We start from the raw sequence: 25,046 nt of genomic DNA, 5'->3' as shown, positions 1-25,046 counted from the left end.
TCAGCCGACAATGGTTGGTGTGCCGTGGGCAACCAACGGGCCGCCGGCCGCGAGCGCCATGGCGGCCTGCGCGGTCATGGTGATGGTCGGTGCGTTGATGACGATTCCGGCGGGGGACAGGATGATCTGGCTGGGACCAACCTGGAGGGTGATGTTGACATTGGCCGTAAGCGTGATGCTCAGCCCTGCATTGACGGACTGATCCATCGCCAGCTTGATGTGCTGACCACCCAATTCGATATCGAGCTTGTCGTTGCCGTTCTTGAGTGTGGTCTTGCGGGTATCGCCGCCGAACGCGGCTTCACCGATGGTCCTGGTCTCGGTGTCGCGGACCGTGACGTCGTAGTCCTTTTCGGCGTGCAGGGTGATCTTCTCGGACCCTTTCTTGTCCTCAAAGTTCCATTCGTTGTAACCGCCCCCTCCCTTGGTCGAGTCGGACTTCAATCCCGCGATTGTCTTCTTGGACGGCAGATCGTAGGGCAGCTTGTATTCATCGTTATACACCGTACCGATAAACCAAGGGCCGGTCGGGGTCTCCTTCCAGGAATTCCACGACGACTTCCTGCCCGACGCGCGGGATGATCTGACCGCCCCAGCGCTTGCCGGACCAGACCTGGGCCACGCGCAACCGGCACGACCGCTTCTTCTTTCGATCCCAGAAAAAGCGAACGTAGATTTCGCCCAACGATTCGACGTCGATTTCCTCGCTCGAATTGTCGTCCTTGGTGACGACCTTGGCCGTCTGGATACCATTGATCCTCGGCTTCGGCGTCATCATGGGAGATCGAAACGGCCGATCGCTTGGCAGAAATTCATAGCTGCCGAAGTAGACGTGCTGTCCACCGTCGCCGGGACCGCCAGTGCGGTAGGACTCGATGGAAAACGAGTGAGCTGCTCGTACGACGAGATATTCAACGTTCTGCGAGTCTTTCGAATGCTTCTCGAGCTTGGTTAGTCCGCCGGGGAACAGATTGACGGCGTCGCCGTTGCCGCGGCGGCGCCGATCCATCGCCTGCTCGGCCTGAAGCTGGATCTTGGCGTATCGCTCGCCCTCGGATTTCTCCTTGAACTTGCCGGGATAGTCGTAGAATTCCATCTCGGATCGCGTGTAGTGCTCGGCGCCCTTGGCGTCGCTGATCATCTGCGCGTTGGGTTTCTGGTAGTTGTAGTCGTTGAGCTCGAACTTTCCGGTGCGAAACCGGCGCTCGGAAACCCATTCATAAATATGCTGCTCCTCGCGGCGGTCGGATCCGGTCAGCGGGACATAGGGGATCTTTGCGAGACCGTTGATTGGGCTGTGCGAGGACTTGGAGTCAGCCAGCACCAGCGTATGCTTGCCACCCTCATGCTTGAAGAAGTAGTAGATGCCGTGCTGCTCCATCAGACGGCATACGAAATCCAGATCGCTCTCGCGATATTGAACGCAATACTCGAGCTTTGGACATGAGCCTTCTTCGGTAAGCTTGGACTCATAATCCGTGAAGCCACGTTCGTTGAAGACCTCCTTGATGATGTCGGGCGCCTTCTTGTCCTGAAAAATCCTGCAATCGGTAGTGCGCGACAGTAGCCATAACCAGGGCCTCAGCACGATCCGGTAGCTGAAATAGTCGTTCCTGACCCCAAGCCACTGCGCTTCCGTGAGGATGCCGCTGAACTCGCGCTCCTTCCCGTGCAACTTGATGGTGAGCGTGCACTGCTGGCCGATCGCACGATCAAAGTCGAGATCGGCGTCCTCGCTGAGGCATTCGATACGATATTCGAAAAGTTCGCTCAGACCTTCAGAGGCCTCGAACCTGACAAAAACCAGAACGTCCTTGCCAAGGGGGGTCTTGAGCTCGCAAAGGCGGGTATCCTGGGTAAGCTGGCCCATGTGGGCGTTAAACTCCTTCGTTGACCGCACGATCCGCGCAACGGGCGCATCAGGTCGTCAAGCACGAAACAACTGAGATCCGAGCCAGCCATCGGTGGGACGACCGGCCAGCCTGCCCGGTGTAGCCCTCTCCTGACGCGCCAAAGCTCGCGCCCGATGGAACATCCCGGCACTCATGTAGTCGGCTCCAAGAGCTTGTTGGTTCACGCGAAACGGTCGTGGCCGCCGGGAATGAACCGAGGTCATCGTTGATCTGACCTAACAGACGATCGGATCATGATCCCCGCCTGATCCGCCGCTAGTGACGGACTTGGCAAAGGGGGCCAGGGCCCCGCAGACGGACCATCTTGGCATGCTCGATGTTACATCCCTGACCCAGCCCATAGCCCCGGACGATCCTTGCGGGCCTGACCTCGATGCGGCCGGGGATGTCCAGTACCTCAATTTCTTCGCAGGTGCGGAATCGCTGCTTCCAATGTCGTATTTCGAGGTCGTCAACGCCAACGGAGAACGCGGACGCTTCGACCCAAAGGCCATCGACATTGCCGGCCAGTTCGCCGCCGCACAGCCGCTCTTGGCACGCACCCGCGATCTGCGCCTGACCATGCTGCTCGCCAAATTCTCCATCTTGAACCGCGATCTCGACGGCTTTCTCAGCTGCCTGAAAGCGACCACCCTGTTGCTGCGCGAACAATGGGAATCGGTTCACCCGAGAGGCGAGGACGGCGACTATGCTTTTCGCGCCGTCACCGTCGAGGCCATCGACGTGTTTCCGACGGTGATCAACCCGCTCCAATTCCTTCCCCTGATCGAAAACCGCAGGCACGGCAGCCTCAACTACCGTGCCTATCAGATTGCCAAGGGCGAAATTCCCGCCGCTGACGCCGATGTCGAGATTCCCGATCTTGCAACCATCGAGCGTATTGTCGGCGAGACCGATCTCGACACCCTGAAGGCGGTCAGCGCCCGCTGTTCCGCGGTCGCGGCCGAGATCGCCGACATCAAATCGGTTTGGCACGAAAAGTTGAACTCGGGGCAACCCATCAGTCTCGACAGGGTGGCGGGTGTCGCGAATGGCATGGCCAACTGGCTCGCGGCTCTGGTCACCGCACGCGATCCGGCCGCAATTGCTCCATCCCCGGACGAGACTGCTCGAGACGGCCCGCAGCTTGCGATCGAAATCGTCGGCGCGGTGACCTCGCCAGGACAGGCATCTGCGGCGCTAGCGGCCGCTGCCGACTATTTCGCGCGGAAGGAACCGTCGAGCCCGGCGCTGCTGCTGGTGCGGCAGGCACAGGACATGGTTGGCAAATCGTTTATCGAAGTGATGCGGATGCTGATGCCCGACCAGGTCGAGAGCGCGGCCATCAATATCGGTCGTGACAAGGTTTTCGACCTGCCGATCCAGCGCATGGCGGAATTGGCGGCAGCGCTCCCGGCGGCAACGGAAAGCGACACGCAAGATGCTGGTTTTACAGCAGAAAATAGAGCGCAGGCGTTGGACTTGCTGAGCAAGGTTGCATCGTTCTTCCGGACCGCAGAGCCGTCCAGCCCGATCCCGTTCCTGGTCGATCGCGCACGCGAACTCGCGCAGCGAGACTTCCTCAGCCTGCTGAACGAAGTCCTGCCCGAGGGCGCTCTGAAGGTGATCGACAAATCGAATTGAACCCGCCTTCCGTTCGACGGGACTAACCAAACAGAAGGAAGCCCGCCGACGAAGACCAAGGCACTTCCCTGCCTCCGTCGCGCAAGTCGGCTTCCGCAGAGATTTTTTGAAGAGGGCATCCAATGGCAACCGATAGCGGTCAAAAATTCATTCGCCGGAACCGCGCACCGCGCGTGCACATCACTTATGAAGATCCGTATGATGCCGAGCGCTTGATCGAATTGCCGTTCGTCATGGGCGTCTTGTCCGATCTTTCCGGCAACAACCCCGGCGTCGAAAAGGCGAAGGTCGAGGAGCGCAAGTTCCTCGAGTTCGACATGGACAATTTCGACAACCGCATGGCGGCGATCCAGCCCGGCGTGACGGCACGTGTCGCCAATCGTCTCAGCGATGGGTCTGACGAAAAGATCTCCGTCAACCTCCGCTTCAATAAGATGTCGGACTTCACACCCGTGGCGGTCGCCCGCCAGGTACCCGCGACGGCCACGCTGCTCCAGGCACGCGAACAACTCGCCAACCTGCTGCGCTACATGGACGGCAAGGTGGGCGCCGAGGACCAGCTGAAGAAACTCCTCGCCGATCCTCAACTGATGGCCGCACTGCGCGAGCGCGCGGCCAGCCAGTCCACCGAACCCGACACCAACAGCTAAGGGAAGGATGGGGACCATGGCCAAGGAAGCAACCCATAAAGAGACCACCACCCAGGTCGGGACCGTCGAGGCTGACGAGTTTGCTGCCCTGCTGAAGCAAAGCTTCAAGCCGCGCACCGAACGTGCGGCAACCGAAGTCGAGAACGCGGTGTCCACGCTCGTTCAAGAGGCGCTCAAGGACACCAGCGTCATCAAGTCGGACGTGCTCGACACCATCGAGGAGATGATCGCGCGGATCGATCAGAAGCTGACCGCGCAGATGAACGAGATCCTGCACGCACCCGAATTCCAGGCGATCGAGAGCGCCTGGCGCGGCCTCCATTACCTCGTCTTCAATTCCGAGACCGACGCCAACCTCAAGATCCGGGTGATGAACGTCTCCAAGACCGAGCTGTATCGGAACCTGCGGCTTTATCCCGATGCGCGCTGGGATCAGAGCCCCCTGTTCAAGCAGATCTACGAGTACGAATTCGGCCAGCTCGGCGGCGAGCCGTTCGGCTGCCTGATCGGCGACTACTATTTCAGCCACCTCCCGACCGACGTGCAGCTGCTTCGCGATCTCAGCAAGATCGCCGGCGCCGCGCATGCCCCCTTCTTCAGCGGCGCCGAACCTACGCTGATGGGAATGGACTCCTGGACCGAACTGTCCAATCCTCGCGACATCGGCAAGGTGTTCGACACGCCGGAATACGCCGCATGGAAGGGACTCCGCGATCAGGACGACTCGCGCTATCTCGGCCTTTGCATGCCGCGTGCGCTGGGCCGCCTGCCCTACGGTGCCAAATCAGAGCCCGTGGAAGAATTCGCCTTCGAAGAGGAGACGGACGGACACACCGGTGACAAATACGGCTGGATCAACGCCGCTTATGCGATGGCAGTGAACATCAACCGCGCCTTCAAGGAGTTCGGCTGGTGCACGCGCATCCGCGGCGTGCAGTCGGGCGGCGAGGTCATCAACCTGCCGACGCATACGTTCCCGACCGACGACGGTGGCGTCGACCTGAAATGCCCCACCGAGATCGCGATCAGCGATCGTCGCGAGCACGAGCTTGCAAAGGCGGGCCTCATCCCGCTGATCCACCGCAAGAATACCGACAAGGCCGCCTTCATCGGTGCCCAGTCGCTCTACAAGCCGAAAAAATACTTCGGCGAGAAGGGTGTGGACGCAACCGCATCCGACAACCTGTCGTCACGTCTGCCTTACATGTTCGCAGTGTCCCGCTTTGCGCACTACCTGAAATGCATGGTTCGCGACAAGATCGGATCCATGAAGGAAAAGGATGAGCTGACGGTCTGGCTGCAAACCTGGATCAACGAGTACGTTGATGCCAATCCAGCCTTGTCGTCGGAGGCGCAGAAAGCGCGCAAGCCGCTGGCCGCTGCGAAGGTGGAAGTCATAGCAAACGAGGAGAACCCGGGATACTACAACGCGCGCTTCTTTCTCCGTCCACACTTTCAATTGGAAGCGATGGACGTCGGTCTCAGCCTTGTTTCGCGCCTTCCAGGCCCGAGCTCCTGACGCCGCGTTATCGCAACCGTCACCCATCCAGTTTTTTTGAAAGGGCCATGCTATGGCTGTCGACATCTTTCTGAAGCTTGATCCGATCAAGGGCGAATCGCTCGACGACAAACACAAGGACGAAATCGACATTTTGAGCTGGTCGTTTGGCGAGAGCCAGAGCGGCACCTTCCACAGCGGGTCGGGCGGCGGCGCCGGCAAGGTCAACGTTCAGGATCTCCACTTCACGCACTTCGTGGACAAAGCCACGCCTGAACTGTTCAAAGTCTGCGCCAATGGCAAGCACATCGATACCGCGATCCTCACCGTCCGCAAGGCCGGTGAAAATCCGCTGGAGTATCTCAAGATCGAGATGAAGCACGTGCTGGTCTCCAGCGTATCGACCGGCGGATCGCATGGCGAAGATCGTCTCACCGAGAACGTGAGCTTGAACTTCGCGAAGGTGAAGATGATCTACAAGACCCAGACGGAAAAGGGCGGCGCCGGCGCATCGCCGACCTTCGGCTGGGACGTTCCGGCAAACAAGGAATGGGCCTGATCGTAAGCATCCTGTCCGGCGCCGGTTGCCAGCAATGGCAATCAGCGCCGGCGGTACAGGGGATTGTCAATGACTGTTGCGCCAAAGAAGGATCGGCTCTCTCCGCCATTGATGCTCGCCTTTCGTGCGGCTTACGACGCTCGTGATGCGCGCAAGCCACTCGAACTGCGCGATCAGTACGGTGAGCGAGTGATAGCGGGACGGCGCAGCACTGGTCGTTTCCCGATCTCGGAGACGTTGCTAAGGCGGGAGGTTTCGCATGACGTTGAAACGCTCCTTAATACTATCGCCCTCGAATCGACGCTCGACCTGACTGGCCAAGGCTGCGTTCGCACCTCGATTTTAAACTATGGTTTTCCCGACATCGCAAACCGTTCGATCGACGAAGTCACCGACGAAGAGCTCAGCGACGCCCTGCGCATATCGCTCACGACGTACGAGCCGCGGCTCGATCGCAAGTCCATACGGGTGCGGCGCGACAGCTCCGTAGGCCCCGAACAGCTCAAGCTGCGCTTTGTCGTGCAATCCGACCTGAAGTGCGAGCCGCTCAACGTGCCCGTGGAATTCATCGCGGACGTCGACCTCGACAGCGGCGATATACAGATCAATCGACTATAACATGGATCGCGAGTTCCTCGACTTCTACAACCGTGAACTGTCGCTGCTGTACGAGCACGCGGAAGACTTCGCCGACGAATATCCTGGCATCGCGGAGCGCCTCGGCGGGCTGATCCGCGATCGCTCGGATCCAATGATTTCGGGCCTGCTCGAAGGCGCCGCGTTCCTCGCCGCCCGCGTTCAGCTCAAGCTCAAACACGAATTTCCGGAATTCACGGCAAACCTGCTCGAACAGCTGGTTCCGAACTATCTCGCGCCAACTCCATCAGCCATGCTGGTCAAGGCACAGCCCCCCTATGCCGATCCGGCATTGCGCGACGGGAGGAAAATCGCGCGGGGCGCCTACTTCGATGCAAGCTACCGCGAAAGGGAACGGAGCCTCGCCTGCCGATTCAGGCTTTGCCGCGATATCGTGCTTTGGCCCTTTGACGTCACCGGTGCCGAATATTTTGTGACCTCGGGCGCATTGCAGGCCCTCGGGATTCCAGTCGGCGGAGAGGTCATTGCGGGGCTCAGGCTCTCGATGACCCACCGTACCGCCGCGCGGCTCGACGAAGAGCCGGCAGACGCGGAGGCTCGCAACAAGCCGGAAACCTGGTTCGCGGGCTGCCGCACCAGCGAATTGCCCATCTATCTGACCGGCGCCGAATCTGACGCTATCGCGCTCTACGAACAGCTGATTTCGAACTGCGTCAGCGTCTATTTTCGCTATCTCGACGATTTCGGTGATCCGGTCGTCATCCGGGCTCCGAACGACTGCGTGCAACAAGTCGGCTTCGGCGAGGACGAATCCCTGTTTCCCAACGATAACCGGGTCTTTCGCGGCTCGGAGTTGTTGCGGGAATATTTCGTGTTTCCGCGCAAGTTCCTCGGCATCAATCTGACGGGACTTCGCGCTGTGATGCCGCGGCTGCGCAGCAAGTCAATCGATGTCGTCTTCGCGTTCGATGAGCACAACTCTCGGCTTGCTGCCTCCGTCCGGGCAGAGACTTTCAGTCTCTACACTGCCCCGGCAATCAACCTGTTCGAGAAAACCACCGATCGCATCCCTGTCAAATCGAATACGCACGAATACCACGTGGTGCCCGACCGAAGCCGCTATCTCGAATACGAGCCGCACCAGGTGCTGGAGGTATACGCGCACTTTCCTGCAGAAAAGGACAAGCGGCACGTGCGTCCGCTTTACTCCGCCGCAGTCGACCGGACGGCCGCATCGGTCGAGGGACTTTATTTTACGGTTCGTCGGCTACCGAGGCGCCGCACCGTCGAGGAAAAGACATATGGCGCGGCCTCGGACTACACCGGGACGGACATGTTCCTTTCGCTGCTCGAACCTGGCGACCTGAGCGGCGACAGATCCGCCGCCGAGTTGAGCGTCCGGGCGTTGTGCTCAAACCGGCATCTCACGGAACATCTGCCGGTCGGCCAGGGCGGAGCCGACTTTCGCCTGTTGGATGACACCTCGCTCGATCTAATGTGCATAGCCGGTCCCACTCGGCCACGCGAGCCGGTGGTGGCGCAGTTGCGCAGTCGCAGCGAAATCGCCAACAGCGGCGTTGTCAGCTGGCGCCTGATCAACATGCTGAGCCTGAACTATCTCGGCCTCGTGGAACGCAGCGGCGGCAAGAATGCCGGAGCACTGCGGGAGATGCTGTCACTGTTCGCCGACCAGTTCGACGACGCTACGGAACGAAAGATTCGCGGCGTTCGCAGCGTCGAGAGCAGGCCCGTGGTGCGACGGGTGCGAGAGCGTACCGGCAGTGGCGCAGCGCGTGGGCTGGAGATCACCGTCACTCTCGACGAGAAGGCATTCGAAGGCAGTGGCGTGTTCCTGCTCGGGGCTGTGCTGGAGCGCTTCTTCGCCGACTATTCGGGCTTCAACACCTTCACCCAAACCGTCATCTCGACTTCGGAACGCGGCGAGATCATGCGCTGGCCGGGCCGCATGGGCACCCGGAGGCCGCTGTGACGCTGATCGACCAGATGAAGGCCGAGCCTTGGCGATTCGATTTTTTCCAGACGCTCCGCCAGCTCGAGCGATCCAATCCGGATCAGCCGCGGATCGGCGACAGTGCCGTGCGTCGCGAGGAATTTGTTGAGCTGGGCCAAACCCCCTATCTGGAATTCCCCGCTTCCAATCTGAGCTCGGTCGAAGACCGCGATGGCAGGCTCAGGATCCTGGTCAAATTCCTCGGCTTGCTCGGACCGCAGGGCGCACTGCCGCTGGCCACCACCGATGAGAGCGTCGGCTGGCAGTTGATGCGAGACGATGCTTTTCCGCGCTTTCTCGACCTTCTCAATGGACGCTTTCTACAATTGTTCTTTCGTGCCTGGGCGGACGCACGGCCGATCGCACAGCATGACAGGCCATCAGATGACCGCTTCATCGCCTATGTCGGCTCCTTTGCCGGCCTCGGCTCCGACGTCTTTGCCAATCGCGACACGGTACGGGACATGGCGAAGCTCAGCTTCGCTGGGCTGGTCTCACCCAGGGCGAAATCCGCGTCGCGACTGGCCCGGCTGCTGCAGGGGCTGTTCGATGTCAGGGTCGAGATCGACGAATTTGTGGGCACCTGGCTCCCGTTCGACGCGAACTATTGCAGCCGCCTCGGCACGGCGCACGCCAGGCTCGGCCACGACGCGCTTCTGGGCTCGCGGGTGTTCAGCGTCGAAGACAAGATCAGGGTTCGCGTTTTCGTGAGGGATTTCGCTCAATACGAGCAGTTCCTGCCCACCGAAGTGCCTAACCTGTCCGAGCCGCTGGCTGACGCCGTCTACTTCTATATCGGCGACGAACTCGAGTGGGAGGTGGAACTCGCCATTCCGGCGGGAGCGGTCGTCCCGACCAAGCTGGGACAGAGCGGACGCCTTGGGTGGACCAGCTGGGTCTCACCGAACTGGGCCTCGACCGAGGAATACCGCCGCGATGCTCGCTTTCACCTTGCCGAGCGTCTGAGAGCCCGGCGAAGCACCGCGACAGACGCCCCGCCCATTTGAACCTATGCACCGGCCCGATTGTCCTAACATCATGGAATTCGCGCCAATTTCCACGATGAGCAGGGTATCGCCCCCGGGGGATTGAGCAGGAGGCTCCACCGTGACCGACATCAGCCTTGAGGCCGTGACTGGAAAGCTGAACCGCGCTGGCTACGACGCCTTCATACAAGCCCTGCGTCACGCCAAAAGCGCGAGCAACCGCAACGTCGAGCTCGCACACTGGCTGTTTCACATCCTGCAACAGGAGCGAACCGACCTCAGCCTGTCGGTGGATCACTACAAGCTGGACCGCGCGCGGCTGCTGTCGGACCTCGCAGGCGTGATCAACGGCTTCCGCAAGAACGAAACCGACATGCCCGGGGTCGCCAATTCGGTGATCGATATTCTCGACCGCGGCTGGCACTACGCCACGCTGTTCTTCGGCGAGACTCAGATCCGCACCGGCCATCTCCTGGTCGCCGGACTGAAATCGAATGAGATCCGTCGTGCGCTCAACAGCATCTCGCAGGAATTCGCCAAGATAAACGTAGACGCATTGGCAGCCGAGCACCGCGCCGTCTGGGCAGGCTCCGAGGAAGAGACCATGCGTCCGATGGACGGCTCTGGATTGGCCGGTGCCGCCTCTGACGGTGCAGACCGGGCAAATCCCAAGGGAACGACGCCGCTCGACAGGTTCTCGCAGGATCTCACCGCCAAAGCCAGATCGGGCGAGATGGATCCAATCCTCGGTCGAGACGACGAAATCCGCCAATTGATCGACGTGCTGATGCGCCGACGGCAAAACAATCCGATCCTCACCGGCGAGGCCGGCGTCGGCAAGACCGCCGTGGTCGAGGGATTTGCTCAGCGCATTGCTGCCGGCGAGGTGCCGCCGCCACTGCGCAACGTCAGGCTCTGCGCGCTGGATATCGGCCTGATGCAGGCCGGCGCCTCGATGAAGGGTGAATTCGAGCAGCGCCTGCGCTCGGTGATCGACGAGGTACAGAATTCTCCCACCCCGATTATCCTGTTCATTGACGAAGCTCACACGCTGATCGGGGCCGGTGGCACGGCCGGAACCGGCGACGCGGCCAATCTCCTTAAGCCTCCCCTCGCCCGCGGCACGCTGCGTACCATCGCCGCGACCACCTGGGCAGAGTATCGCCAATACATCGAAAAAGACCCTGCACTCACACGGCGCTTTCAGCCGATCCAGGTCGACGAGCCGGATGTCGAGACCTGTTGCATCATGCTGCGCGGCCTCCTGGGTCCAATGGAGAAGCACCACGGCGTTCGGATTTCGGACGCCGCGATCGTGACCGCAGTCAACCTGTCGCATCGCTACATTCCATCCCGACAGCTGCCGGACAAGGCGGTCAGCCTGCTGGACACAGCCTCGGCGCGGGTAGCCATCAGTCAAAGCGCGACGCCAGCCCTGATCGAGGATGCTCGCGTCGCCATTGCGGCTCACGAGGCCGAACGATCAGCGCTGGTCAGCGACGGCGACCTCGGGGACGAGAACAGCGAGCGCATTGCCGCGGTCGACGGCGACATAGCTACGCTAAAGGACAAGCTGACCGGTCTTGAGGCCGACTGGGCCAGGGAACAGGAGCTCGTCAAGGACATCCGCAGCATTCGCGAAATTCTCTCCGAGAACGGCGACGAAGATCGAGCAGCGAAACGCATGGAGCTGCGCGGCAAGTTCGAGACACTGGAGGGCATCAATCCGGAAAAGCGGATGATCTATGCCCATGTCGACCAGCAGTCGGTGGCCTCTGTCGTGTCCGACTGGACCGGCATTCCGACCGGCAGAATGATGCGTGACGAAATCGAGACCGTCTTGAAGCTACCCGAAATTCTCAATCGCCGCGTCGTCGGCCAGTCTCACGGGCTGACAATGATTGCCAAGAGAATCGAGACCAGCCGCGCCAAGTTGGACAATCCGTCCAAGCCGATTGGCGTTTTCATGCTGGCCGGACCGTCGGGCGTGGGCAAGACGGAAACCGCGCTCGCGCTTGCTGAAACCCTTTATGGCGGCGAGCAGAACATGATTACGATCAACATGTCGGAGTTCCAGGAGGCCCATACGGTCTCGACCTTGAAAGGAGCACCTCCGGGCTATGTCGGATATGGTGAAGGCGGTCGGCTCACCGAAGCGGTCCGGCGCAAGCCCTACAGCGTTATCCTGCTCGACGAGGTGGAGAAGGCCCATCCCGACGTCCATGAGATATTCTTCCAGGTGTTCGACAAGGGCGTCATGGAAGACGGTAACGGCCGGCGAATCGACTTCAAGAACACATTGATCATTCTGACCACGAACGTCGGCACCGATCTCATCATGGGCCTGGCGCGCGATCCAAAGTATCGCAACGAGCCGGAGGAGCTGGCCAAGCTGCTGCGGCCGGAGCTGCTGAAGGTGTTCCCTGCCGCGTTGCTTGGGCGCATTGTCTCGATCCCCTACTTTCCGCTTTCAGACGAGATGCTTGCGGGCATCGTCAGCTTGCAGCTCGACCGGATCGGACAGCGTCTCCGCGACAATCACAAGGCCGCCTTCGGCTATGACGATGCGGTTGTCCAGCACATCGTATCCCGTTGCAACGATCCGGACTCCGGCGGGCGGATGATCGATAACATCATCACCAACACGCTGTTGCCCGAACTGTCGCGTGAATTCCTCAGGAAGTCTCTCGCCAAGGAGGAAGTCAAACAGACGCACGTCTCGATCGTGAACGACAAGTTTGCATACTCGTGGAACTGACTGCGATGAACATCCAGACCGAGCACCGCCAGCCGGCCACCGGAGCCACACCATACGATGAGGTGTATTATCCCGGGCATGTCTACGGGCTCACTCACCCGAACCATCTGGCAACGATCGCGACCGTCTACGGCATGCGGCCGGCTCCAGTCGAGCACTGCCGGGTTCTGGAGCTCGGCTGCGGCGTTGGCGGCAATCTGTTGCCGATGGCATTCCAGTATCCGGACAGCGAATTCATCGGTATCGACCTGAGCGGTGTGACGATCGAGCGTGGGCAGAGAAACATCGCCGCATTGGGCCTGAGCAACATCAGGCTTCTACATTGCGACATCATGGATGTCGACGCGGCCTTCGGACAGTTCGACTACATCATCGCCCATGGCGTGTATTCATGGGTGCCGCCGATCGTGCGCGAGAAGATGATGACCATCTTCAAGCGGAATTTGGCACCGCAGGGGCTCTGCTACGTCAGCTATAACGCGCATCCGTTCTCGCATCTTCGCGACATGGTCCGCGACATGATGCGCTACCACACCCGAAGCATCACCGGGATGAAGGAGAAAGTTGGACAAGCCCGCGCCATCGTGAAATTTCTCAGCGAAGGGTCAAAGTCCAGCTCGGTGCACGGCGCGGTCATGCGCGATCAGTGTCACCGCGTCCTCAATGCTCCGGACGAATTGCTTTTTCACGACGATCTGGATCAGGGTGCGACAGCCTTCCTTTTGCACGAAGTCGTCGAAGATGCCGGCCGACACGGCCTGCAGTATCTGAGCGATGCCGATTTCTCACGACGCCATCTTGCCGGCTATACCGAGGAGGTCCGCGCCACGCTGCAGCGCTTTCCCGAAAGCGAATTCATGGCGCGCGACCAGTATCAGGACTTCATTGACGGCAACGGCTTTCGGCGTACGTTGCTCTGCCACCAGGACATCTCTCTTGACCGCCGGGTCGACCTCGACTTCGTCACCGGATTCTATCTGCTAGGCACCTCCAGCCCACGCCGATCCGACGCCTGCCTCACCGACGATTCCGAGATGGAGTTTGAAAATCAGAACGGGAGCCGAATCACGGTGACCGATCCGCTCCTGAAGGCTGCACATCTTTGTCTCGGCCGGGCCTGGCCGCGCGCACTCTCGTTCACTGAACTGCTCGATGGCGCCCGGTCGCTGCTGGAGGGCCGGCAAACAGGCGACGACCAACGGAAATTAACGGAAGCGCTCTATATCCTGACTCGCAGTGGAGAGGTCTCCTTTCTGAAATCACCGCCCTTTCTCGTGACAGAAGTCATGGATCGGCCGCACGCGAGCCTGCTCGCCCGCAAACAGGCGCAGACCGGCCCGCTGGTCACTAATCTGCTCCACCAGACGGTGCAATTGGAGGACGACAGGACGCGGCACTTCCTGCAGTTGCTCGACGGCTCTCGGACGATCGAGCAGATCACGGCCGAAATGATCGAAGCCTTTGGACCGACCATCGAGGTCAAGCAGATCGACGATGCCGGGCGGCCCGCCGAGCCGTTACTGCTGTCGACCCGACAAAGCGTTGGCCGTTCGCTGGCGACGGTCGGCAAGTTGGGTTTGCTAGTTTCCTGAGACCTGCAACTGTCGACCTCGGCAAAGATGGACGGCAAGGAGCCGGCCTATCATGTTGCGGCGCGGACGTCAGCCCCGGCGATTAGCCATCGTGGGTGTATTGCTGGCCAAGGAGCCAACCAGTGAGAATGCCGCCCGGTCCGCCGGCATAGACCGGATCGAGGCCTACACCGGCGCGCAGCATCCGCCACTCATGCTCGCCGACCCAAGGAATCCCGGGATCACCCTTCTGATATTGCGACAGCAGCGTTCGGGCGACCTCCGCGGCATTCGCGTAGATCGGGCCATTCGCCCAGCGGGGTCGCGGTAGGCCCGTCATGCGGCAGTAAAGCGCTGTGCAGACATACGCGGACGCCTCCTCCGCATTGCCGTCAAGGCCGGTGCGCAACAGGTCGTAAGCCGCATGCAAGGCCTCGTGAACGATATAGGCCTCGTCCAGCCTTCCCGTCGCCGACACGACTTCCAGCGTATTCGCCGCAACGGCCGTGCCGTCCGCCCGGGTTCGCGCGACATCATTATATTGCGCCGCAACGCCTGCCGCGAGATCGGTCGGAATCCCGACGGTGACCTGTCCCAACCGGATCGCGCGTGCGACGTGATGGAACGTTTGCGGCGCAATCGTCACGTGGCTGCCACGGATCGGAAACCGGAAGCGAATGCGCGCGACGGCCGGGCCGTGGAGTACGTCTAGCACCCTGCTTCGCAATGACATCGGATCGTCCTTGTCCTGACTGCTCCATGGATCGTTGTCGGCACTTCCAGTTGAGAGGTTCATTGAACCCGACCACGTCGGGGCTAGACCAATTGGAGATAGACTCCGACCCGGAGCGCGGCCTCGTGACGACCACCGACCCGACCACGACCGACACCTACCGGAAGATCGCGGCGCGGCTAAGCATGCTTCGGCCGCAGATCGATCTGTCGAAATATTTCGCGGGACCGAATCCCAATGTCCGCCTTTATGACGAAAAGGCGTATATCCGACGTCAATTGGAGAAGTACGGCGTGGCGGCCGCGACGAGCACGCTCGACGGCGTCACCTTCCTGCCCAAGGATTGGGAAGACCTGATCAAGACGCTGCGCATTGCCAAGACGTCGGACGGATTTGATGCCTTCGCCGAAGGCAAGAGCCCGGAGAAACCGTCGCATTGGGCCCTTGATCTGTCGATGGCAGCCACGATCGGCAAGGGATTTCGAGAGATCTGGCGTCCGAAGCTATCCGACAGGCCACTTTCAACGCGAGACCTCCCGGGCCGGCACGGCTTCGGGCTTGGGCGCGGCAGAGGCCAATGGAGCGACGACTATAGTGCGCAGTTCGGCAAGGACCCCCAGCCCCAAGACATCACGTCGCTCCATTTCGCAGTAGCGCCTGATCGGGTCAACGTTCACATCGACGAGACAGGCTTCGTGTTCGAAGGCGCAGACGGCGCCCTCACGGTCGGACCGAATTTCGGGCATCACGCGGTCAACGAACTGTTCTGGAAGAGCAACCCCCATTTGCCTCGCTGGGCAATCGATCACATCGACCTGATCCTGCCGAACAGCGCCAATGACTTTTCGCGATTTGGCATATCGGTCGACCTATATCAGCGCAAGGACCTACGCGTCACCGTCACCGGGTCCTGCGGAATTTTCGGAGGCTTCGAGTGCTCGGGAACGTTGAGCGTCAGTGGAACGCACGATTTGCTTGGCTCCAAACCGAGAGGCACACGCTGACGCGGTTCGTAGTTCTGCGGTCCGGATCTGGGAGGCGATATGCCGCAGTTGAAAGACAAGGTCGGTCGGTTTGCGACGACGGGTCGCAGCTGCCAGAACTGGAAGCAAGACCAGGAGCTGGTCATCTCGCTGCTCAACAAGATCGCCATTTCCGACGGGGGTGCGGAGAGCACACTCAAGCCGCAAATGGTCGTGACAGGTCATGCCAGCGACAGCCTCTACACCTCCATTCTGTTTTTCCAGCAAAAGAACTTCGCGGGCACCCCTGACGGCTATATTCGACCTGGCGGGCCAACTTTCAGCAGGCTCGTCGACCTTTCGACGAAGGCGGCCGCCAAGCCTCCCTCTCCAAAGGGCCAGTGGGATGGAATCACGACCCCATCCGTCGATGCCGCACTCCGCAAGGGTTTGATCGACGATTCAAAGCTAGATTACGCGGAAGTGGTTGACATCATCAGGGCGACCGTCGCGGACGGCACGGTTACTGCATTCGAGCTGGACGATCTGACGACCATTGCGAGCACCTCCAGAACGCTCTCGCCAACTTCAAAAAAGCTCATCACGCTCTTCGTCGGCGACGAAAAGAAGAAGTGGCTTGGGGTTGGACCGTACGACCTCAATTCGGATCAGAAGAAACTCGCCGCGGAGATGGTCTGCGATTTCCTGAAGAACACGAGGACTACGTTCTTTCCGAAGCTCGATCCGCACCGCGTCGGGATAGGCATTCTCAGGCGTGTTGCGAAGCCGAGCCTCATCGATCAGGATCAGGCAAGCCTGTGCGGACCGTCCGCGCTGATGTTCAGCTACGCATCCGACAAGCCGGGGCAGTATGCGCGGTTCGCCATCGACCTGTATCAGAAGGGGCAAGCGAGCCTCGGCCGCCTGCTGATCAAGCCGGGAAAGGACGTAAAGAACTACACGCCGCCCTATTCGTTGGACCACGTCGATTGGCTGACATGCGCCTCCATCCGCGACTCCGAAAATTGGTTCCTCGATTTTGACGACACCGGCAGAATAAGCGATGTCGCTGGAATCACCGTGCCGAGCGAAATGGAGCAATGGTTCCGGAAGGCGGGATACCAGGACGTGCGGGAGGAGACCAATCTGAAATTCAGCAAGGGCATCGACAACGTCATGGAAGCCAACGCCCTGCTCGCCGGCGGATACCGCGTATGCCTTTTCATAAGCGCCAACATGATCGAATATGACGACCAGTCTGACGAAGGTTCCGTGCTCACGCGGCACTGGGTCGTCTTACGCGACAAGATTCAAGTGTCGAACGGAAACGTGACGACAACGATCTTCACCTGGGGCAAGGGAGATTACGCGATCCCGCACCCGAGCAAAGGCGGGGCTCTGAAGCCCCTGCCCCTTGCGGATTTTCTGATGAATTATTACGGCTACGTTGCTGCCAAGGCGTAAGCGGCGCTCGCCGGCATTCGCCGGCTACCGAGACGCTTTCCAACCGTCCCAACGCTGCCCAGCCGACAACAAGACCTTGGCCATGAACCCACCGTCAACATGGCGGCCCGGAGAGCGGTGACATTGCGGTTTCGCTGGAAACTTCTTCACGGTCGACCAACCATCGGCCTGCGCGCAAGCGTCCGTCCTTTGATCCGGATCTGGTCGTACCAGTAAATCCAATTGTACTTCCTTACCAACCCGCCCATGGGTGGCAGACGAGCGAGCCTCCAGTACAGGTCGGGCTGGCTGAGCCTGAACCGCTCGATTATCTGCACGGGCGATGGAGATGTGTTCTGCGGATTGTCAAGGAAGACGGCCGCTTCCCACAACGCATCATCGGGCGCAGGATCCTTGCCTTTATAGGGGCCTTCGGTCGGCGCATAGAACGCCCTGAAAAGCGGAGGCCCGCCCTTATCGGACACGTATATGTTCGTCAAAATGACTGCGAGGTACTCTTCAGAATCCTGGTACCAATGGTCTGCTGGGGCAAAGTTCATCACGCCCGATATCATTCGTGAGGCGTGAACGAGTTCGTGGTACAGCACCTCGTCAGTTGCCATTGCGGGGGCATGGCCATGGTGAGCCTTCTTGAATTTCTTTCGAAGAAGCTCTGCTTTCTCGGGCGAAAACAGGACATCACAATTTGCGCCTCCGCCTTTCCCGACGACTTTGAACATTTCCTTTTTCTTTGGATCGGCAGTAAGGCGGGCACCGCGGGCAATAATATATTGCTGTTGATCAAGGTCGTCGGCCACCGTCAGTGCGTTGGCGTCATCCAGGTTATATGGGCGGATTCTCGCGAACGACGGTTTGCTGGTGCCGAATTCGTCAAGCAAGGCCCGGCCAGTCGGGTGGCTTTGTATTTGTTTCAGGAGATCGACAATCTGACGCCTGTAGCTGTTCTTGGCCGCCAAGTATTTCTGCTTCAGCGCATCAAATTTTCCGGCATGGGTGTCGGCACTCTCATGGTTCACCACCATCCACGATCCCATGCTTCGGAAGGCTATGAGAATGCTGTTCGGCAGTCCTTCATCTACCACGGGATCGCCTAGATCCCACTGCAACATCGAAGCCTCGAGCGGCGATGCATGCTTATCGATATATTTGTTGAACTTTTTATACTGCTCGTTCTGCTGAAAGGTAAAACCTAAAAAATCGTAGTCCAGCTCCGTAAGATCAACATCGTTGGCCATGGCAACTCTCCACACTATGCATTCGGCCACGCGATGGTCCGCCGAGACACTACGCTGAATAGTCGCAAAGCAGATGCGAACGGTTCGTCCGCTCACGAACACACGACCGTGAGGGGTAGCGACGCGGTTCCACGCCGGTTGAACCGATTTGAACAGGGACGAGACATATCTCGAGGACCTGTCTCGACCTTCTACGGGGGCCGCATCGTGGCGTGTACGGAACCGGAGATTACGCCTTGGCCCGAACGGGTCCGGCGCACGGGTGAGCTAAAGATATTCCCTGGACCAAGTTTCACTCCAAGCGTTTGGGTGAATGATCTCGATACAGCGATCACGACGATCAACGAGCTTCTCAAGCAGAACGGCATCTATCTGGCGTTCAAAAAGGCTGACGGTGCAGCTGGCAGCCCGATCGTGGCCGAAACGTATCCGGGTTCCGGCCTCCACGGCAGCGCCGTGCAGACCATCGTCGACTCGCGTAGTGGCCCTTCGATGAGTTCAGTGAAGCTGCGAGTGCCTGCAACTCCGAAAGTCGGCCGCGCTGACGCTGGCCAGGCAATGCGGCTCCATATCCTGGTGCACGAACTCGTCCATTGCATCGGCCTTTCGAATTGCGCACATAGCAACGATGACGTCTTCATAGGGACACTCGTCATCGATAGCAGCGGCACGGTCCCACCCCCGAAACTAGGCGGGCACACGATCTCAAGAATTAAGAAGGCGTGGCCAGAGACATGGGTCAGCGTGCAAGGCGGCGCTCTCGCCAAACAATCGGCCGACGAGCTGAGAAAATCGATGGAAGGAATCAAACTCTAGTGGGAGTCGCCGGTCCGGCCCGGCGCGGCTGTATTGTGGGCTTTATGGGTGCGCTCGGAAGGCGCTCGCATTTCGTGCGATTTCAACAGCATACTTGGATGGGTGAAGAAGCAGCGCACGTTGCCCGCTAAAGGGTGCTTTCACCCTGCTTTTAACATCAAGGTTGGGTCGCGCCACACCGGCACGCGGGCGGGGTGCGATCGCGGCGGCATCACCGTACCCCGAAGCTGGGCACTCGTACGTCGATCTCGAGCGTGGTATCTTTTACCGGAGGCCGATCGGGAAGCGAGCAACCAAGAAGCGTCAGACGCCAGCCCCGCTTCCGCCCCGGCTACTGGCTCATATGCGTCGTTGGAAAGACCGCATGCTGATGAGCACCTGCTTCGTCGAATTCGATGGCAAGCCGGTCGCTTCCGTGAAAAAGGGCTTCAAATCTGCCGTGGACCTGGCCAAGCTGCCCGGGAAAGTCACTCCGCACACGTTGCGCCATGCGGCAGCGACCTGGTTGATGCAGCGCGGCGTGTCGATCTGGGAGGCGGCCAAGTTCCTCGGCATGTCCCCGGAGGTCCTGCAGGAAACCTATGGCCATCACCATCCCGATCATTTGCACGGGGCGGCGGCAGCCATTGGGCAAAAAGCGCGGTATGTTGCGGTGGTCAAATCGGTGGTTGACTCGGGAACGGCCACCGATGAGAACAAAAAACCTAAGGAAATCTGGTCGGAGTGGCAGGATTCGAACCTGCGACCCCTGCGTCCCGAACGCAGTGCTCTACCGGGCTGAGCCACACTCCGACTAAGAGCCGGGCTTATAGCGTCGGGTTTCGGGGACCGCAAGGGACCACAAGGCACCCAATTGAGGATTCTAGTCACAGTGGATACAGGCCTGAAAACCCATGTTCTGCCCGCCGGCGCCGCCGCCACGGCGACCGCCGCCGGGGTCCTGGCCGAAGGCGGCCTGGTCGCGTTTCCGACCGAGACGGTTTACGGCCTCGGCGCCGATGCCGGCAACGCGGGGGCGATCGCCCGGCTGTACGAGGCCAAGGGCCGGCCGGCCTTCAATCCGCTGATCGCCCATGTCGCCGATCTCGGCGCCGCCCGCCGGATCGCCCTGTTCGACGGGCAGGCCCTGCGGCTTGCGGAAGCGTTCTGGCCGGGTCCGCTGACCCTGGTGCTGCCGAAGGCGTTGTCCTGCCCGGTCGCGGAACTCGCGACCGCCGGGCTCGACACGGTCGCGATACGCATCCCGGCCCACAAGGTGGCGCGCGACATCATCAAGGCCTTTGGCGGTGCCGTGGTCGCACCGTCGGCCAATCTGTCCGGCCATGTCTCGCCGACCACCGCCGAGCATGTGAATGGCGATCTCGCCGGCCGCATCGACCTGATCGTCGACGGCGGCCCGGTCGAGGTCGGGGTCGAATCAACCATCGTCGGCTGCTTCTCCGATCCGGTGCTGCTGCGGCCGGGCGGGCTGACCCGCGCCGAGATCGAGCGCGTGCTCGGCCATCCCTTGCAGTCGCCGCCGCACGACGCCGAGGCCGACGGTCAGCCGGTCGCCCCCGGCATGCTGGCCTCGCATTACGCGCCGCGGACCCCGGTCCGGCTCAATGCCAGCGACGTCCATGTCGGCGAAGCCCTGCTCGCGTTCGGGCCGGCCAAGGTCGCACGGCGCGAATGTGCGCTGGTGGTGATGAACCTGTCCGAACGCGGCGATCTCGCCGAGGCTGCCGCCAATCTGTTCGGCTACCTTCGCACGCTCGACAAGAGAAGCGCGGATGCTATTGCGGTGATGCCCATCCCCGAGGACGGGCTGGGCGAAGCCATCAATGACCGGTTGCGCCGCGCAGCCGTTGGACGGGGTTAAATCCCTGCTCGCGTGAAAGACCAAGAAAAAATGAACATCGTCCAATCAGCGGCGCCGCCGCTTCCGCCCGAATTGCTCGAAAAATTCCGCGCCATCGTCGGTGCGAAATATGCCGTGACCGACGCCGCCGACATCGAGCCCTACGTCACCGAGGAGCGCGACCTGTTCCACGGCCGCTCGCCGCTGGTGCTGCGCCCGGGCTCGACCGCCGAAGTCGCCGCGATCTGCAAGCTCGCGACCGAGCACAGGATCGCGCTGGTGCCGCAGGGCGGCAACACCGGGCTGGTCGGCGGCCAGACCCCGCACAATGGCGAGGTCGTGGTGTCGCTGCGGCGGCTGGACAAGATCCGCGACATCGACGTCGAATCCAACACCATGACCTGCGAGGCCGGCGTGGTGCTGCAGATCGCGCAGCAGAAGGCAGCCGAGGTCGATCGGCTGTTTCCGCTGTCGCTCGGCGCCGAAGGCAGTTGCACGATCGGCGGCAACCTCTCGACCAATGCCGGCGGCACCGCGGCGCTCGCCTACGGCGTGGCGCGCGAGATGGCGATCGGGCTCGAGGTCGTACTGGCCGACGGCCGTGTGCTCAACGCGCTGTCGAAGCTGAAAAAGGACAACACCGGCTACGACCTGCGCAACCTGTTCATCGGTGCCGAGGGCACGCTCGGCATCATCACCGCGGCGACGCTGAAACTGTTTCCGCGGCCGCGCGCGGTCGAGACCGCCTATGTCGGCCTGAAGTCGCCCGCGGCCGCGCTCAAGCTGCTGTCGATCTCGCGCAACGAGGCGGCTGGCAGCCTGACCAGCTTCGAATTGCTCGCCGACATCGCGGTTGACTTCTCGATCCGCCACGGCATCGATATCCGCGATCCGCTCGAGAGCAAGCACCCCTGGTACGTGCTGATGGAATTGTCGTCGTCGCGCGACGATGCGCGCGACACGCTGGAGGCGATCCTCGCCCAGGGCATGGACGACGGCATCGTCGACGACGCCGTCATCGCCGCCAATCTGAGCCAGCGCCAGGCGTTCTGGAAGCTGCGCGACGAGATGTCGGCGGCGCAGAAGCCGGAGGGCGGCTCGATCAAGCACGACATCTCGGTGCCGGTCGCCGCCGTGCCCGCCTTCATCGCGGAAGCCAATGCCGCGGTCGTGAAGCTGATCCCGGGCGCGCGGCCGGTGCCGTTCGGCCATCTCGGCGACGGCAACATCCACTACAATGTCAGCCAGCCGGTCGGCGCCAATGCGGCCGATTTCCTGGCGCGCTGGCACGACGTCAACGCCGTCGTGTTCGAGATCGTGCTGCGGATGGGCGGCTCGATCTCGGCCGAGCACGGCATCGGCGTGCTGAAGCGCGACGAACTGCCCGACGTCAAGGACAAGGTCGCGATCGAGCTGATGCGGCAGGTCAAGGCGATGCTCGATCCGCTCGGCATCATGAACCCGGGCAAGGTGCTGTGACCGTGCAGGCGACAATGCCCTCCCCTTCCCTCGCGATTGCAGCGATCACCGACGCCGACGTCGCCGACGTCGTCGCGCTGTGGCAGGCCTGCGGCCTGACACGGCCGTGGAACGATCCCACCTCGGATATCGCGCTGGCGCGGCGCGGACCGAATTCGGCGGTGCTGGTCGGCCGCGATGCAAGCGCGATCGTGGCGACCGCGATGGTCGGCCATGACGGCCATCGCGGCTGGGTCTATTACGTCGCGGTCGATCCCAACCGCCAGGGCGAGGGACTTGGTCGCGTCATGATGACCGCGGTCGAGGGCTGGCTGCGTCAGGCCGGCGTGCCGAAGCTGCAATTGCTGGTGCGGCGGGAGAACGCCAAGGCCAGTGCATTCTACCAAACGCTCGGCTACGAGGAATCGACCTCGGTGATGCTGGCCAAATGGCTCGACGGTCGCGAAGCGACGCCGTGAGCGAGTTGAGGATCGACGCATGAGCATCGCCGACCGCGTCCGCGTCAAGGACGTCGAGCTGCTTTCGAAGCGCCGCTACGAGCTGAAGAGCGCGACTTTCGATTACCGCCGCAGCAATGGCGAATGGCAGACCCAGGTGCGCGAGGTCTACGACCGCGGCAACGGCGCGGTGCTGTTGCCCTACAATCTGAAGGCCCGCACGGTGGTGCTGGTGCGGCAGTTCCGCTACCCCGCTTTCGCCAACGGCTATGATGATCTCCTGATCGAGGCCGCCGCCGGCATGCTCGACGACGCCGCGCCGGAAGCACGCATCCGCGCCGAGGCGGAGGAAGAGATCGGTTATCGCCTCGAGCACGTGCGAAAAGTGTTCGAAGCGTTCATGACGCCGGGCGCGGTGACCGAGAAGCTGCATTTCTTCGTCGCCGAATACGACGCCGCGATGCGGATCGGCGACGGCGGCGGGCTCGCCGACGAGGGCGAGGACATCGAGGTGCTGGAGCTTGCGATCGACGACGCGCTCGCCATGATCAGCGACGGCCGCATCGTCGACGCCAAGACCATCATGCTGCTGCAATACGCAGCACTACATCTGTTCAAGTAGGTACCGCCGCGGCCACTTGCAGGGAGGCGCGCTGCCAAAATATCGAAAACAACCCCATGCAAAGGAGCCAGCAGCGGCCGGCGCTCGACTGCGGCCGGCGCTCGACTTGACACGTCGGGCAACTCACGGATAGGCTTCTAATATTCCGAAATCACGCGAGCGCACGCTGGCCCCTATCCCCGTCACCCTGAGGTGCGAGCCTCTTCGGCGAGCCTCGAAGGATGAATCGGCCACCGGCCGGGCCGTGCATCCTTCGAGACGCGCGAAGACGCGCTCCTCAGGATGACGGGGATAGATCGAACGAAGCGTACTACTGCATCGTGATCGCAAGGCCGCTCAGATCGGCATTCGCCATCAGGCCGACCTGATGACCGGTCAATTCGAGCACCGCGCCCTTCTGGTTGGTCAGCACGATCGCGCGGGCACCGCGGCCGAGGGCGAGCCCTGCCCCGGCCGCGCCGTAGACGCCGGCAACGTCGGACGGACGATTGATGTTGCTGACGCGGCCGCGCAGCACGGTCTTGGAGCCGCCGAACACCAGGCCGTAATCGAGACCGCCGGTCGAGAGCGGATAGGAGCGGCCGCGGAACGTCAGCACGCCGCTGCCGCCGGAGCCGCCGATGATCCATCCGGCCTTGTAGATCGTGAGCCTGACGAAGCCGCCGTCGGCACGGGCCGCGGACGAGAAGGCAAGCCCCGTGAACGCGATCAGCGCGACCAGTGCGGCGCGAGGGGTGGATGAAAGTTTCATGTGCGGTCTCCCCAGGAATGGCTCACGTCGCGACGTGGATACGAATCGCAACCCGCCGACTGTAGCAAGCACTCAACCCGACGCAATTTGGGACAGCGGGGGCCGTTCACCCGAATTGCTTCGGCGCAAGACGCATTGAACCTGTTCCCGGGACGGCAATACTCACTGCATGTCCGGGGCGATCGGCCCCAGAGCTGCAAGATTTAACTCGCTGAGCCCATATTTTTCGAACCGGAGATTTCCCATGCGTCGTCTTACGATTGCCTGCGCCGCCGTTGCTGCCACCGTGTCCGTGCTTGCCACGGCAAGCCCGGCCAGCGCCACGCCCTATCACCTGATCCGCTGGCAGGACACCGGCTTCTGCCAGATCTGGGACCAGAGCATCCCGACCACGCCGTGGCCGGCGAACTATGCGATCGTCAGCGAGGAGCTGCCGACTTTCGACGCCGCCTTCGTCTACAAGACCGGTCTCCTGAACAACGGCACCTGCGCGTTCTGAGCAATCGCCGATCGATCACGCGCCGGGCGGGCACGCGGTGAT

At 61.3% G+C, this 25,046-nt stretch carries 20 protein-coding genes, 1 tRNA gene and 2 pseudogenes; 18 read left to right on the top strand and 5 right to left on the bottom strand.

Annotated elements, in window-relative coordinates; translation table 11 throughout:
• Positions 1–1,870 (bottom strand): annotated as a pseudogene (locus ACVILL_RS23755) (type VI secretion system Vgr family protein).
• 352 nt (positions 1,871–2,222) lie between these two features.
• On the opposite strand from ACVILL_RS23755, the gene ACVILL_RS23750 reads away from it, so the two are divergent.
• The 9 genes from ACVILL_RS23750 to ACVILL_RS23710 all read left to right on the top strand — a co-directional run bounded on the left by ACVILL_RS23750 (position 2,223) and on the right by ACVILL_RS23710 (position 14,187).
• Positions 2,223–3,536 carry a type VI secretion system protein TssA gene (locus ACVILL_RS23750; RefSeq protein ID WP_456731245.1) on the top strand — a complete coding sequence of 438 codons (1,314 nt, stop codon included), beginning with the start codon at positions 2,223–2,225 and terminating at the stop codon, positions 3,534–3,536.
• A gap of 122 nt (positions 3,537–3,658) precedes the next feature.
• The gene (gene tssB, locus ACVILL_RS23745; RefSeq protein WP_456731244.1) at positions 3,659–4,186 is read left to right on the top strand and encodes a type VI secretion system contractile sheath small subunit; all 528 of its coding nucleotides are present in this window, start codon (positions 3,659–3,661) and stop codon (positions 4,184–4,186) included.
• 16 nt (positions 4,187–4,202) lie between these two features.
• Positions 4,203–5,705: a type VI secretion system contractile sheath large subunit gene (gene tssC / locus ACVILL_RS23740; RefSeq protein WP_456731243.1), complete on the top strand. Its 1,503-nt coding sequence runs from the start codon at positions 4,203–4,205 to the stop codon at positions 5,703–5,705.
• 52 nt (positions 5,706–5,757) lie between these two features.
• Entirely contained in the window at positions 5,758–6,243 is a 486-nt protein-coding gene (locus ACVILL_RS23735; protein WP_456731242.1) for an Hcp family type VI secretion system effector, read from the top strand.
• A gap of 69 nt (positions 6,244–6,312) precedes the next feature.
• Positions 6,313–6,861, top strand: coding sequence for a type VI secretion system baseplate subunit TssE (gene tssE, locus ACVILL_RS23730; RefSeq protein ID WP_456731241.1), 549 nt, complete (start codon positions 6,313–6,315; stop codon positions 6,859–6,861).
• Between the two features lies 1 nt (position 6,862).
• Positions 6,863–8,830 (top strand): type VI secretion system baseplate subunit TssF, encoded by a 1,968-nt coding sequence (gene tssF / locus ACVILL_RS23725; protein ID WP_456731240.1) that lies wholly within the window; start codon positions 6,863–6,865, stop codon positions 8,828–8,830.
• Complete coding sequence (gene tssG, locus ACVILL_RS23720) at positions 8,794–9,858, top strand: type VI secretion system baseplate subunit TssG (protein ID WP_456734344.1); 1,065 nt, start codon at positions 8,794–8,796, stop codon at positions 9,856–9,858. Before tssF ends, tssG begins: the two co-directional genes overlap by 37 nt.
• 100 nt (positions 9,859–9,958) lie before the next feature.
• Positions 9,959–12,595, top strand: a complete 2,637-nt coding sequence (gene tssH, locus ACVILL_RS23715) for a type VI secretion system ATPase TssH (protein WP_456731239.1) — start codon at positions 9,959–9,961, stop codon at positions 12,593–12,595.
• Between the two features lie 5 nt (positions 12,596–12,600).
• Positions 12,601–14,187: a methyltransferase regulatory domain-containing protein gene (locus tag ACVILL_RS23710; RefSeq protein WP_456731238.1), complete on the top strand. Its 1,587-nt coding sequence runs from the start codon at positions 12,601–12,603 to the stop codon at positions 14,185–14,187.
• Between the two features lie 82 nt (positions 14,188–14,269).
• On the opposite strand, the gene ACVILL_RS23705 is transcribed toward ACVILL_RS23710, so the two are convergent.
• On the bottom strand, positions 14,270–14,899 hold the full coding sequence (locus tag ACVILL_RS23705) for a hypothetical protein (RefSeq protein ID WP_456731237.1): 630 nt from the start codon (positions 14,897–14,899) through the stop codon (positions 14,270–14,272).
• Between the two features lie 62 nt (positions 14,900–14,961).
• Here ACVILL_RS23705 and ACVILL_RS23700 point away from each other — a divergent pair, with 62 nt between their 5' ends.
• Both ACVILL_RS23700 and ACVILL_RS23695 read left to right on the top strand, forming a co-directional pair.
• Positions 14,962–15,903 carry a hypothetical protein gene (locus tag ACVILL_RS23700; protein ID WP_456731236.1) on the top strand — a complete coding sequence of 314 codons (942 nt, stop codon included), beginning with the start codon at positions 14,962–14,964 and terminating at the stop codon, positions 15,901–15,903.
• A 39-nt stretch (positions 15,904–15,942) separates the two neighbouring features.
• Entirely contained in the window at positions 15,943–17,325 is a 1,383-nt protein-coding gene (locus ACVILL_RS23695; protein WP_456731235.1) for a hypothetical protein, read from the top strand.
• A 146-nt stretch (positions 17,326–17,471) separates the two neighbouring features.
• On the opposite strand, the gene ACVILL_RS23690 is transcribed toward ACVILL_RS23695, so the two are convergent.
• A complete protein-coding gene (locus tag ACVILL_RS23690) occupies positions 17,472–18,560 on the bottom strand; it encodes a M91 family zinc metallopeptidase (protein WP_456731234.1) in 1,089 nt (362 codons plus the stop codon).
• A 309-nt stretch (positions 18,561–18,869) separates the two neighbouring features.
• Here ACVILL_RS23690 and ACVILL_RS23685 point away from each other — a divergent pair, with 309 nt between their 5' ends.
• A complete protein-coding gene (locus tag ACVILL_RS23685) occupies positions 18,870–19,376 on the top strand; it encodes a hypothetical protein (protein ID WP_456731233.1) in 507 nt (168 codons plus the stop codon).
• A gap of 163 nt (positions 19,377–19,539) precedes the next feature.
• Positions 19,540–19,956, top strand: a pseudogene (locus ACVILL_RS23680) (tyrosine-type recombinase/integrase); the annotation flags it as partial.
• A gap of 135 nt (positions 19,957–20,091) precedes the next feature.
• On the opposite strand, the gene ACVILL_RS23675 reads toward ACVILL_RS23680, so the two are convergent.
• Positions 20,092–20,168: transfer RNA gene (locus ACVILL_RS23675), tRNA-Pro, on the bottom strand.
• Between the two features lie 79 nt (positions 20,169–20,247).
• Between ACVILL_RS23675 and ACVILL_RS23670 the strand changes: the two genes are divergently transcribed.
• From ACVILL_RS23670 to ACVILL_RS23655, 4 genes are read left to right on the top strand one after another with little or no spacing between them, the layout of a single operon-like run.
• Entirely contained in the window at positions 20,248–21,237 is a 990-nt protein-coding gene (locus ACVILL_RS23670; RefSeq protein ID WP_456731232.1) for an L-threonylcarbamoyladenylate synthase, read from the top strand.
• Between the two features lie 30 nt (positions 21,238–21,267).
• A complete protein-coding gene (locus ACVILL_RS23665) occupies positions 21,268–22,695 on the top strand; it encodes an FAD-binding oxidoreductase (RefSeq protein ID WP_456731231.1) in 1,428 nt (475 codons plus the stop codon).
• 14 nt (positions 22,696–22,709) lie between these two features.
• A complete protein-coding gene (locus ACVILL_RS23660; protein ID WP_456731230.1) occupies positions 22,710–23,153 on the top strand; it encodes a GNAT family acetyltransferase in 444 nt (147 codons plus the stop codon).
• 19 nt (positions 23,154–23,172) lie between these two features.
• Positions 23,173–23,754: a GDP-mannose pyrophosphatase gene (locus ACVILL_RS23655; protein ID WP_456731229.1), complete on the top strand. Its 582-nt coding sequence runs from the start codon at positions 23,173–23,175 to the stop codon at positions 23,752–23,754.
• Positions 23,755–24,064: 310 nt separating this feature from the next.
• On the opposite strand, the gene ACVILL_RS23650 is transcribed toward ACVILL_RS23655, so the two are convergent.
• Positions 24,065–24,505: a hypothetical protein gene (locus ACVILL_RS23650; protein ID WP_456731228.1), complete on the bottom strand. Its 441-nt coding sequence runs from the start codon at positions 24,503–24,505 to the stop codon at positions 24,065–24,067.
• Between the two features lie 244 nt (positions 24,506–24,749).
• Between ACVILL_RS23650 and ACVILL_RS23645 the strand changes: the two genes are divergently transcribed.
• On the top strand, positions 24,750–25,004 hold the full coding sequence (locus ACVILL_RS23645; protein ID WP_456731227.1) for a hypothetical protein: 255 nt from the start codon (positions 24,750–24,752) through the stop codon (positions 25,002–25,004).
• Positions 25,005–25,046: the final 42 nt, after the last annotated feature.

The organism is Bradyrhizobium sp. USDA 3364, from assembly GCF_054056355.1.
The sequence above is the reverse complement of the archived record's forward strand: the minus strand, read 5'-3'. Positions and strand labels throughout refer to the sequence as shown.